This window comes from Cryobacterium breve (assembly GCF_027594785.1).
Taxonomy (GTDB): domain Bacteria; phylum Actinomycetota; class Actinomycetes; order Actinomycetales; family Microbacteriaceae; genus Cryobacterium; species Cryobacterium breve_A.
Window position 1 is genome coordinate 94,936 of record NZ_CP075584.1, and the last position, 10,945, is coordinate 105,880.

Annotated in this window: 14 protein-coding genes and 1 pseudogene; 5 read left to right on the forward strand and 10 right to left on the reverse strand. The window is 70.7% G+C overall.

Translation table 11 applies throughout. The features are described from left to right. Positions 1-83 precede the first annotated feature (83 nt). Positions 84-1,527, forward strand: a pseudogene (locus KIV56_RS00515) (phytoene desaturase family protein). A gap of 36 nt (positions 1,528-1,563) precedes the next feature. Here the strand turns inward: KIV56_RS00515 and KIV56_RS00520 are convergent. The 8 genes from KIV56_RS00520 to idi form a co-directional block, all read right to left on the reverse strand. After that, positions 1,564-1,971 (reverse strand): RNA-binding S4 domain-containing protein, encoded by a 408-nt coding sequence (locus tag KIV56_RS00520; protein WP_281534751.1) that lies wholly within the window; start codon positions 1,969-1,971, stop codon positions 1,564-1,566. 371 nt (positions 1,972-2,342) lie between these two features. Continuing rightward, positions 2,343-3,236, reverse strand: a complete 894-nt coding sequence (locus KIV56_RS00525; RefSeq protein ID WP_281534752.1) for a prenyltransferase — start codon at positions 3,234-3,236, stop codon at positions 2,343-2,345. After that, positions 3,233-3,736 carry a lycopene cyclase domain-containing protein gene (locus KIV56_RS00530; RefSeq protein WP_281534753.1) on the reverse strand — a complete coding sequence of 168 codons (504 nt, stop codon included), beginning with the start codon at positions 3,734-3,736 and terminating at the stop codon, positions 3,233-3,235. The genes KIV56_RS00525 and KIV56_RS00530 overlap by 4 nt, the downstream gene beginning before the upstream one ends. Continuing rightward, positions 3,733-4,056: a lycopene cyclase domain-containing protein gene (locus KIV56_RS00535; RefSeq protein WP_281534754.1), complete on the reverse strand. Its 324-nt coding sequence runs from the start codon at positions 4,054-4,056 to the stop codon at positions 3,733-3,735. Before KIV56_RS00535 ends, KIV56_RS00530 begins: the two co-directional genes overlap by 4 nt. Then, complete coding sequence (gene crtI, locus KIV56_RS00540; RefSeq protein WP_432432650.1) at positions 4,053-5,816, reverse strand: phytoene desaturase family protein; 1,764 nt, start codon at positions 5,814-5,816, stop codon at positions 4,053-4,055. The genes KIV56_RS00535 and crtI overlap by 4 nt, the downstream gene beginning before the upstream one ends. Then, positions 5,813-6,745 carry a phytoene/squalene synthase family protein gene (locus tag KIV56_RS00545; RefSeq protein WP_281536238.1) on the reverse strand — a complete coding sequence of 311 codons (933 nt, stop codon included), beginning with the start codon at positions 6,743-6,745 and terminating at the stop codon, positions 5,813-5,815. Before KIV56_RS00545 ends, crtI begins: the two co-directional genes overlap by 4 nt. A 45-nt stretch (positions 6,746-6,790) precedes the next feature. Next, the gene (locus tag KIV56_RS00550; protein ID WP_281534755.1) at positions 6,791-7,837 is read right to left on the reverse strand and encodes a polyprenyl synthetase family protein; all 1,047 of its coding nucleotides are present in this window, start codon (positions 7,835-7,837) and stop codon (positions 6,791-6,793) included. Next, on the reverse strand, positions 7,830-8,366 hold the full coding sequence (gene idi, locus KIV56_RS00555; protein ID WP_281534756.1) for an isopentenyl-diphosphate Delta-isomerase: 537 nt from the start codon (positions 8,364-8,366) through the stop codon (positions 7,830-7,832). Before idi ends, KIV56_RS00550 begins: the two co-directional genes overlap by 8 nt. Before the next feature lie 79 nt (positions 8,367-8,445). On the opposite strand from idi, the gene KIV56_RS00560 reads away from it, so the two are divergent. From KIV56_RS00560 to KIV56_RS19325, 4 genes are all read left to right on the forward strand, one after another. After that, positions 8,446-9,090 (forward strand): MarR family winged helix-turn-helix transcriptional regulator, encoded by a 645-nt coding sequence (locus KIV56_RS00560; protein WP_281534757.1) that lies wholly within the window; start codon positions 8,446-8,448, stop codon positions 9,088-9,090. Positions 9,091-9,099: 9 nt separating this feature from the next. After that, complete coding sequence (locus tag KIV56_RS00565; RefSeq protein WP_281534758.1) at positions 9,100-9,627, forward strand: adenine phosphoribosyltransferase; 528 nt, start codon at positions 9,100-9,102, stop codon at positions 9,625-9,627. A gap of 136 nt (positions 9,628-9,763) precedes the next feature. Next, positions 9,764-9,982 carry an NUDIX domain-containing protein gene (locus KIV56_RS19320; protein ID WP_348648440.1) on the forward strand — a complete coding sequence of 73 codons (219 nt, stop codon included), beginning with the start codon at positions 9,764-9,766 and terminating at the stop codon, positions 9,980-9,982. Next, on the forward strand, positions 9,927-10,268 hold the full coding sequence (locus KIV56_RS19325; protein ID WP_348648441.1) for a hypothetical protein: 342 nt from the start codon (positions 9,927-9,929) through the stop codon (positions 10,266-10,268). Before KIV56_RS19320 ends, KIV56_RS19325 begins: the two co-directional genes overlap by 56 nt. A gap of 52 nt (positions 10,269-10,320) precedes the next feature. On the opposite strand, the gene KIV56_RS00575 is transcribed toward KIV56_RS19325, so the two are convergent. After that, positions 10,321-10,788, reverse strand: a complete 468-nt coding sequence (locus tag KIV56_RS00575) for a nitroreductase/quinone reductase family protein (protein WP_281536239.1) — start codon at positions 10,786-10,788, stop codon at positions 10,321-10,323. After that, positions 10,788-10,934: a hypothetical protein gene (locus tag KIV56_RS00580; RefSeq protein ID WP_281534759.1), complete on the reverse strand. Its 147-nt coding sequence runs from the start codon at positions 10,932-10,934 to the stop codon at positions 10,788-10,790. Before KIV56_RS00580 ends, KIV56_RS00575 begins: the two co-directional genes overlap by 1 nt. Between the last annotated feature and the right edge of the window lie 11 nt (positions 10,935-10,945).

Sequence of the window (10,945 nt, forward strand, 5' to 3'; positions counted from 1 at the left end):
GTGTCGCATATCGAGGTTCGCGCGCCCCGGGAACGTCGATATGCGACACCTCAGGGCAGTGCACCCTCCGAGAGCGGGATTCCGTGCCTGACGTCAACGTGGTCGGGGCCGGCCCGAACGGCCTCGCCGCCGCGGTCGTCTGCGCGCGGGCCGGCCTCTCCGTGACCGTCACCGAGCGGGCCGCAACGGCCGGCGGCGGCCTCCGCACCGGCGAGCTCACCCTGCCCGGCTTCCGGCACGATCTCGGCTCGGCGGTGCACCCCGCAGCCCTCGCCTCCCCGTTCTTCCGCGCCTTCGGGCTCAGCGAGCGGGTGCCGTTCGTGATCCCCGAGGTGTCGTACGCGCATCCGCTCGATGCGCACCGCGCCGCCATCGCCTGCCGCGACCTCGACCGCACCGCCGCGGGCCTCGGCCGTGACGGCCCGGCCTGGACCCGGCTGCTCCGGCCCCTCGTCGACCGCATCGAGGGCGTCGTCTCCTTCACCGGCCACCAGTTGCTGCGCTGGCCGGACGACCCGCGCGCCGCCCTCGAATACGGCCTCCGCGTGCTCGCCCTCGGCACCCCCGCCGGTCAGATGCTGTTCCACGGCCCCGACGCACCGGCACTCCTCTCCGGCGTGGCCGCGCACGCTCCCGGCCGCCAGCCCGCACTCGCGCAGGCGGGGGCCGGGCTGCTCCTCGCGGCGGAGGCGCACGCCGCCGGCTGGGGATACCCGGTCGGCGGTGCCCAGGCGATCGCGGACGCGCTCGTTGCCGACCTGCTCGCCCACGGCGGCACACTGCGACTGGACACCGAGGTTCGCGGGCCCGGCGACCTCGACCCGGCCAGGGTGACACTGCTCGACACCTCGACGGTCTTCCTCGACCGCTTCGCGGGGCCCGCGCTGCCGGACGGCTACCGGCGTGCCCTTCGCCGCTACCAATACGGCACCGGCGTCGCCAAGGTCGACTTCGCCCTGTCCGGCCCGGTGCCGTGGACGAACCCGCTGCTCGCCCTCGCGCCGACCGTGCACCTCGGCGGCAGCAGGGTCGACGTCGAACGCGCGGAACGGCTGGTGTCCGGGGGACGCTCGCCGCGGCATCCGTTCCTTCTGCTCGCCCAGCCGAGTGTGCTCGACGCGAGCCGCGCGCCGGCAGGGAAGGCCGTGTTGTGGGCATACACGCACGTTCCGGCCGGTTGGGACGGCGACCCGGTCCTCCCGATCGTGCGCGAAGTCGAACGCTTCGCGCCGGGATTCCGCGACACGATCCTCGCCAGCGCGCGCCACTCGCCCGCCGAGCTCGCAGCGGGAAATCCAAACCTCGTCGGCGGCGACATCCTCGGGGGCGCTGTCTCACTGCGCCAGGCTCGTCAAGCGACCGGTGGTGTCCACCCGGCCGTGGCGCACGCCCGTCCCCGGTCTCTACCTCTGCTCGGCCTCGACCCCACCCGGCCCTGCCGTGCACGGCATGAACGGCTGGTTCGCCGCCGCGCTCGCGCTGCGCGAGCACTTCGGAATCAGCACCCTCCCCGACCTCGCGCCCTGACCGAGCGGGCGGCGGCGAACGGATGCCGGGGGAGGGTCAGTCGTTCTCCGGCCAGTCCTCGGGGTCGAGTCGCTCGGTCGCGCGCAGTTTGTCGATGTCGCGGCGTTCCCGCTTGGTCGGACGCCCGGCGCCGCGGTCCCGCATCGGGACGAGCGCGACCTCCTCGCGCGGCGGGGGCGGCGGGGTCTTGTCCACGAAGCACTCGGCGGCGACGAGCGCGCCGACCCGCTTGTTCACGATCTTCGAGACGACGAGCACCCGGTCGAACCCGCTCGACCGCACCCGCACCTCGTCTCCGATGTGCACCGGTTGCGCCGATTTCGCCCGTTCGCCGTTCACCCTGACGTGACCGGCCCGGCACGCGGCTGTGGCGAGCGACCGGGTCTTGAACATCCGCACTGCCCACGCCCAGCTGTCCACGCGCGCCGTCGTCAGGGGTTCCATCCCTCGACTCTACGACCAGGTGCGCGGGTGTGGATGCCGGCGATCCGGCATCCACTCACCGGCGCACGTGCGAAACGCAGGACGAAGGCCCGCGTGAGGCCTGGGGAGCCTCTGCGGCGCTGTGGTCCTGCGTTTCGAAAGCGGCGGCGGCCGGGCGGATGCCGGTGCCGGAGCATCCGCTCGGCGCGCGTCGGGTGGCGCCCGGCGTCGGATTCTCGCCAGCGCCCACGCGAAACGCAGGACGAGGGCCCGCGTGAGGCCTGGGGAGCCTCAGCGGCGCTGTGGTCCTGCGTTTCGCAGTGCGCCCCGGCCAACCCGACTGACGCGCACCGCGCCGAGACGACGCGAGAAGCCGCCCCGCCCCGCACTGCTCAGAGCAGCGCCCAGGCGATCAACAACATCGTCACGCAGAAACCGGAGAAGAAGTTCAGCCACAGGAAACGCTTCCAGCCGGCGTTCGCGGTTTCGGCGCGTGCGTCGCTCACCGACCGGAACGGCCACGCGGCCGCGATGTACGGCACGGCGAGCACGGCTCCGAGCAGGCCGGGCCAGCCGGTCGCGAGCATCAGCAGTCCGGCAGCGGCCCAGCAGCCGATCGCGAGGCGCACCGTGCGCGCGGCGCCGAGCGCGGTCGCGATCGAGGCGATTCCGCCCTCCCGGTCCGGAACGACGTCCTGCACGGCGCCGAAGGCGTGGCTGGCCATGCCCCAGAGGAAGAACGCGGCGAGCAGGGCGACCAGTCCCGGCGTCCAGACCGCGCCGGCGACGACGAGTCCGTAGACCGCGGGGCTCACGAAGTGCGTGCTCGAGGTCACGGAGTCGACGACCGGACGTTCCTTGAACCGGAGCACCGGCACGGAGTATGCGGCAACGGCGAAGAGGCTCACCGCGAGCACCAGCCAGGACAGCGGATGCCCGGTGCCGGCCAGCACGAGCATCGCGCCGAGCACGGGCACCGCCGTGACGATCCCGGACAGCAGCACCGTGCGGTGCAGGGCCGGGTCGAGCATCGCACCCTCGACGCCACCCTTCCGCGGGTTGCGCAGGTCGGACTCGTAGTCGAACACGTCGTTGATCCCGTACATCAGCAGGTTGTAGGGAATCAGGAAGAACAGCGTGCCGACGACGAGCAGCGCGTCGACCCGACCGGTCGTCACGATGTACGCGGCCGCGAAGGGGTACGCCGTGTTGATCCAGCTGAGCGGACGCGACGACAGCAGCACCTGCCTGGTCTTCCAGAGCGTCGTCGGGCGGATGTTGCTCATCGGTTCCCTCCGGACGATCGGGTGCTGGTGCTGGTGCTGTTGTTCGCACCGGTGCTGGTGTGTGTGCCGCCAGTGCCAGTGCCAATGCCTGTGTTTGTACTTGTAACGGTACCCGGATCGGTGCCGGTATCGGCACCGGCGCCCGGCGCGCTTCCGTCGTGCTGCCGGCGTCCGCCCGGGGCCCGGCCCGGGGCCCTTCGCGCGGGGAACAGGGTCCAGAGTGCGGGGAGCAGGAGTGCGACGGCGACGGGATAGGCGAAGTCTTCGATCGGAGCGAGGCCGATCTTCAGCCCGGAGATCCGGGCGGGGTCGTAGGCGACCAGGCCGACGCCGATCATCACGTTGTCGAAGAACGCGCTCAGGAGCAGCACGACGACGAGGGCGACGCAAACGGCCCAGACGTTCTGGCGCGACAGCTGGCGGCGCCGCACCAGCACCGCCGTGAACGTCACGAGCAGGGCTCCGCCGAGGAAGACCAGGTCGAGCAGGACGTAACTCATGCGTTCCGCCCGCGGTGCAGAATCCGTTCTGCCCCGTGAACCGCGTTCATCGTCAGGTAGCAGAGGAACGTGAGGAAGAAGAGTTCCTCGAGCGGAAGCTCCGGCGCGAGCTGCACGCCGGTCATCAGCCCGGTCTCGCCCCGGTAGAAGATGCCCAGGCCGATTCCGCTCAGGTCCCAGACCAGCAGGAAGACCACGCCGATCGTGAGAACCGCGGCGGCCCGGCGTGCGTCGAGCCAGAAGAACAGCCGGAACCGCCAGTCGAGCAGCACCATCGCGCCGAGCGAGACGAGCAGGCTCAGCAGATAGGCCAGGCTCACGATGCGCTCGGCGCACCGAACCCGGAAGCGCCGGACGAACCAGCAGGCCCGGCCGATCCGGCGATCCCGTCGGATTCCGGGTGCAGCGGCACCGTGACCCGCACGGGAACGGGAACGCTCCCGCGCCGGGGCAGGGGCTCCGCGAGCGGTCCCGTGCTCGTGTCCGAGCGCATCCTCTTCAAGAGGATCTCCGCACTGATCAGGCACATCGGCAGTCCGATCCCCGGAATCGTCGTGCCGCCGGCATAGTAGAGCCCGTCGACCTTCGAGGAGACGTTCGAGCCGCGGAAGAACGCGCTCTGCTTGAGGGTGTGCGCAGGGCCGAGTGCCCCGCCGCGCCAGGAGTTGAGGTCGTCGGCGAAGTCGCCGGGCCCGATCGTGCGGCGAACGACGATCCGGTCGGCGAGGTCGGGGATGCCCGCCCAGTCAGCGAGCTGCCCGATGGCGTCGTCGGCGATCGCCTCGATGGCCGGGGAGCCCGCTCCGTCGATGCCGCCGTGGCCGAGTCCGGGGTCCGCCGGGATCGGCACGAGCAGGAACAGGTTCGAGGAGCCGTCCGGCGCCACGCCGGGGTCTGTCGCACTCGGCATGCACACGTAGAACGACGCCGGCGACGCGACACTCGGCGTCTTCCCGAAGATGCGGCCGAAGTTCTCGCCCCAGTCGCTGGTGAACAGGAGGGTGTGGTGCTGCAGTTTCGGCAATTCGCCGGTCACGCCGAGCAGCACGAGCACGGCGCCCGGCCCGGACACCCGGTGCTGCCACCACGACTCCGGGTAGCTCTGCAGCGGCTCGGGAAGAAGCTCGGTCTCGGTGTGGTGCAGGTCGGCCGCCGAGACCACCCGGTCGGCGGCGAGCCGCACGGTGGTGCCCGCCCTGTCGACGTAGCTGACCCCGGAGACGGATGCCCGCAGCCGCTTCGACGCCCCCGGCCGGGTTCCCGGCGTGGTCGTGATGGACGTGACCCGCGCGCCCGTGATCACTTCGACGCCCTCGGCCCTGGCCAGGTCCGCGATGCTGTCGATCAGGCGGGTGAAGCCGCCCAGGGGATAGAGCACGCCGTCGGCGAGGTCGAGGTGACTCATCAGGTGATACATCGACGGCGTCTGGTCGGGTGAGGAGCCGAGGAACACGGCGGGGTAGCCGAGCACCTGCCGCAGCCGCGGGTCTGTCACGAAGCCTGCGACGAACTTGTCGAGCGGCTGCAGGAGCAACCGGGCCAGCCGGCCGATGCGGGTGAGCACGTCCCGGACCAGCAGCGGCCGGAACGACTGGAAGCTCGTGTAGAGGAAGCGGCTCACGGCCATCCGGTAGGTGTCCTCCGCGGAGTCCAGGTACCGGTCAAGGGCGGCCCCCGCTCCCGGTTCGATGCTCTCGAAGAGGGCGATGTTGTCCGCACGTTCCGCACGGACGTCGATCGGGTCTGCTGTGTCCTCGAAGTAGACCCGGTAGCCGGGGTCGAGGCGGCGAAGTTCGAACTGCTCGGCGGAACTCGAGCCGAAGAGCCGGAAGAAGTGGTCGAAGACGCCCGGCATCAGGTACCAGGACGGTCCGGTCTCGAACCGGAAACCCTGGTCCGTCCAGGTGCCCGCACGGCCGCCGAGCGTGTCGCCGGCCTCGAGCAGGGTGACCCGCTGGCCGTCGCGGGCGAGAAGTGCTGCGCTCGCGAGGCCGGCGATGCCGCCGCCGATCACGATGGTGTGGCCACCGCTGCGGCCCTCGCTGTGTGCTGCAGTGTTTCCTGTGGAGAGCGGGGTCACTTCTTCCACGCTCCTGGACCGAATGCTGCGCCGAGGGCGATCATGAGTTTCTCCGGATCCGGCACCCGAATGCGGGTGCTCAATAGTGCGCGTGCGGGGGTCTCGCGGAGCTTGACCGCGAGGCTCGCGAAGAGGCCGTGCGCCGTCGCGACGGCGCGCCGGCTGCCGAGCGGGAGCAACGGCAACGACCGCGCCGCAGCGTCGAGGTCGGCATCCATGTCGTCGAGCAGGAGGTTCTTCTCGGCGTCGGTCATGGTGAGCAGGTTGACCCCGGGAAAGTAGTTGCGTCCGAGGTCATCCCGGTCGGTGGCGATGTCCCTGAGGAAGTTGACCTTCTGAAATGCCGCGCCGAGGCTGCGGGCCCCGGCCGCGAGCAACCGGAGTTCCTCGTCGGTGCGTTCTGCCTGCTGCAGGAATGAGCGCAGGCACATCAGCCCGACGACCTCTGCTGATCCGTAGATGTATTCGGCGATGCCGGCGGCGTCGAAGGGGGCCGGATCGAGGTCGCGCCGCATCGAGGCGAAGAACGGTGCCGTGAGCCGGGCATCGATGCCGGTCGCCCGGGCGGTGTCCGCGAAGGCGTGCACGATGAGGTTGGTACTGAAGCCGGTTTCGATCGCCCGCAGGGTCTCTGCCTCGAGTCCGTCGAGGGCTGCACGCTGGGCCGCGTCCGGGAGCCCGGCCTGGCTGGCCGCGCCGTCGACGATTTCGTCTGCGACCCTCACGAGCGCGTAGATCGAGGTGACCTGGCTGCGTTCCCTCGGCCCGAGCAGGCGGCAGGCGAGACCGAACGACGTCGAATAGGCGCCGATGACCTGCGCCGCACTCGCGAGGGCCGCAGCGGTGTACTTCTCGAGCTGGGGGCCGCTCGCCGGTGCCTGACGGCCGGGCTCGCTCGACGTGCCGGGCGCTCCCTGTGCGACGGACAGGTCGGGATTCGTTGGGGGTAGTGCGCGCGCCGCGCCGGGTGTCGGTCATCGAACGCGATTCACGGAGGTGTCGGCGAGCTGGGTCAGGGTATGCCTGAGGACATCCGGGATGGCGGGGGTGTCGAGGGCCTCGACGGCCCGGCGGGCGTGGTCGATCGCGAGTTCATCCGTGGACTGCAGGGCGCCGCACTCGCGGAGCAGCGCGCGTGCCTCGCCGGCCTCGTCTTCGGTGAGGTCGTTCTTGCCGACGAACGGGGCGATCGCGGGCCAGAGGCTCGTGGCGCCGGCGTAGGAGATCAGTGAGGTCTGCTTGCCCTCGCGCAGGTCGGTCAGCACGCTCTTCCCGGTGCGAGCCGGGTCTCCGAACACGCCGAGGATGTCGTCGGTCAGCTGGAAGGCGACGCCGACGAGCCGGCCGAAGCGTCCGAGCACGTCGATCGCCTCCGCGCTCGCCTCCGCGAGCACGGCCCCGGCCATCAGGGGCGCCTCGAACGAGTAGACGGCGGTCTTCTGCTCGAGGGTGGACGTGACCTCCTCGACCGACAACGGATGCTTGGAAACGGTGTTCGTGACGTCCGCCAGTTCGCCGGCGGCCGACACGAAGACGGCCCGGTCGAGCAGGTCGAGCAGCCGGCCTCGCTGTTCGCGATCGAGCGGCAGGAGGGCGAGTGCGCGGTGGGCTTCGCTCAGCGCGAGATCGCCGGCGAGGATCGCTGCGGTGGTCGCCCAGGCGCCGGTCTGGGTGTCGTCGGCGCCGTGCGCAAGTGCTCGTTCGGTGAATCGTCCCGCGACGTTCGCGACGCCGCGCCGGTGCAGGTCGCGGTCGATCACGTCGTCGTGGATGACGAAGGCGGTGTGCAGCAGTTCGAAGCTCACGGCGACGGGGACAGCGAGGGACATGTCCTTACCGCCGAGCCCGGAGTACGCGGCAAGCACGAGCGCGGGTCGCACCCGCTTGCCGCCGCTGCTCGCATGCTCGAGAGCATCCCAGAGCGCCACGTAGTGCTGCCCGTAGTCGCTCGCCCGCAGTCGGGCCGCGGCGAAGAAGCGCTGGAGTTCGGTCTCTACTTCGACGTGCGCGATCTCAGGCATCGAATGTCAACTCCTTCAGTTGGAGCACCATCCACGGGCTGAACGCCCAGGGACTGGAGAGTGCGCTCGCGCGCAGGGTCGCGGGGTCTGTCCACACGTACTCGGCGACCTCGTCGGGGTTGGGAACGGGGTTGGTGTGTGCTGTCGCCCGGTAGACCGGGCAGATTTCGTTTTCGACGACGCCGCTCGCATCCGTCGCCCGGTAGCGGAACAGCGGCAGGGTCACAAAGAGGTCCACGAGGTCGAGGCCGAGTTCGTACTGGCCACGACGAGCGATGGCGTCCTGCTGCGATTCGCCGGGAAGCGGGTGCCCGCAGAACGAGTTGGTCCAGACCCCCGGCCAGGTGCGCTTGCCGAGCGCACGCCGGGTGATCAGCACCTCTCCGCGTTGGTTGAAGACATAGACGGAGAAAGCGAGGTGGAGCGCGGTGTCTGCGTCGTGCATCGTGCTCTTGGGCGCCGTGCCGATCGAGCGCCCCGCTTCGTCGAGCAGCACGACGAGTTCGACCGCGTGGTCCACAACGTGCATCGCCCCTCCTGACCTTCCCGTCACCATACCCGTAAAAGTTGCTAACCAAGTTAGCTAAATGTGAGGCTAGCATGGAGCAATGCCCGAACGAGCCACTTCTCCGACTTCGTCGCCGGAGCCGACCTTCTGGCCGGCCCCTGTCGTCAGCGGTGCTGCGCGTGCGGCGCGTTCGACGAGTGCGACGGGTGAGACCAGGCCGCGCGACGTGCTCGCGGCTCTCCGGGTGTTCCGCGCGGCGGATGCCGCGATGCGCCAGCGCGCCCAGGCCCAGCTCGCGGTCAACGAGACAGACCTCCTCGCCATCAGGCACCTGATCCAGGGGGAGGCCCGGCGCACGCCCGTCAGCCCGAAAGACCTGAGCGTCTACCTGGGCATCTCGAGCGCCGCGACGGCGAAATTGCTCGCGCGCCTGTCCAGGACCGGGCACATCCGGCGCGAGGCGCACGCCGTCGACGGGCGGGTGCAGCTGCTGTATGCGACGTCCGCGGCCCACCAGGAGGTGCGACGCGCGCTCGGCGCCGTGCACGACCGGATGTTCGCAGCGGCGGAAGGGCTCGATCCCGCACAGCGCCGCGCCGTGATCCACTTCCTCACGGCCGTCGCGGAGGCGATGTCCGGCGACGCATCGCTTCCGGCGCCGGAACCGATCGCGGCACTCGCTCCGGACCCCGGTGCCGCCCCGGACAGGGGGCTGAAAGCGGGCCTCCTGCACGGGACCGCCTAGGCTTGACCGGTGCCAACACCAGCAGCCGACCATGTGACCGCCCTCCTCGCGTCCTACCAGGACTTCCCGGAGACGGGCATCCTCTTCCGTGACCTCAATCCCGTCTTCGCCGACGCCGTGGCCTTCCGGGCGCTCATCGACGAACTCGCCGAGCGGTTCCACGGGCAGTTCGACGCGGTCGCGGGCATCGAAGCGCGGGGTTTCCTGCTTGCGGCGGCCGTCGGATACGCGGCAGGGGCATCCGTGCTCGCCGTGCGCAAGGGCGGCAAGCTGCCCGGCTCCGTCATTTCGGAGAACTACGACCTCGAGTACGGTTCGGCCTGCCTCGAGCTCGAGATCGGCCAGCTGCCGGAGGGCTCCCGTGTGCTCGTCCTCGACGATGTGCTCGCGACCGGCGGAACGATCGCGGCGACCTCCCGGCTCGTCCGGAGGGCCGGCTACCGGCTGACCGGCGTCGGCGTCGTGCTCGAGCTCACCGAGCTCCTCGGCCGCGACCGCCTCGGCACCACCCCGCTGCACACCATCGTCGCCCTCTGAGCCTTTGAGCCTTTGAGCCTCTGAGTCTCTGGCCCTCTGGCCTTCGGCAGGCCGCTCGAGAGAGCAGCGCAGTCCGGACTGTGCGACATTCGGACGCTGTAGGGCGATTCCCGGCCCGATGCAGCATGCTGGGTGCATGACGGGAAACGGTGACGAGTGGGTCTTCGCGCCGGACGGTCGCAGGTTCTGGGGACGATTCGGAGCGGCCGGGCTGCTCGTGCACCACGCCGAACTCGGGGTGCTCATGCAGCACCGCGCCGCGTGGAGCCACAACGGCGACACCTGGGGACTCCCCGGCGGTGCCCGCCACGAGCACGAGACCGCCCTCGAAGCCGCGCTCCCGCGAGGCGAATGAGGAGGCCGGCGTACCCGCAGAACTCGTCAGCCTGCAGTTCAGCTCGGTGCTCGACCTCGGCTTCTGGTCCTACACGACGGTCGTCGTGCGCGCCCTCGCACCCTTCGAGCCCGTGATCAGCGACCGGGAGAGCATCGCACTCCGGTGGGTGCCGACCGAGCTCATCGAGAAGCTGCCTCTGCACCCCGGGTTCGCCCAGAGCTGGCCGGCCCTGCGCGCCCGCCTCGACGGGGCGGATGCCGGCGGACCCGCCGCGGACGCCCGCTCGCCGGAGTCGCGCGCCTGACCCGTTCGCCCTGACCCGTTCGCCCCGACCCGTGTGCCCTGACCCGTGTGCGTCAAACGGCGGGAAGCACCCGGAAGACGGGGTGGTCCGCGGCGATCGCCTCGAAGGCCGCAACGGGTTCGTGCCGTTCAACGGGGATGTGCGGGCGCCCGCCGGGGGCCTTCTCCACGAAGCGTTTCAGGATCGGCGCGCGTTCCGCGGCCGGCACCTCGACGAGCCAGACCGGGCGCGCCGTGCGCCGGCGGAGCGTCGCGCGGCCACCGGCCGCGCGCACGTTCCGAACCCAGTTGCACTCGCCGAGCATCGACACGAGGTACCACTGGCCGGCCACGTCGGCCATCCCGATCGGGAACCGGGTCATCTGTCCGCTGCGTCGCCCGACGACCTCGAGGGAGACCCAGCGCGGCGGCAGGAGCCCGAGGCGCAACGCCCGGTTCCACCACCGGGCAAAGCGTCTCGCCGTGGCGTTCCCGTGTCCGCCGGCGTACATCGCGCGCAGCCGGTCTGTCTGCGTGCCCATCACCGCACCCTCCGTACGGGGTGGTGTTCCGACCGGGGGACAGCCTGCGGGCCGACCCAGGAGATGTCCCCGGTGACGAGGGAGAGCGCCCCGGCGACAACGCAGGAGACGAACATGATCCAGAGGCACTCGATGAACGGGTCCATGTCCGAAGCGT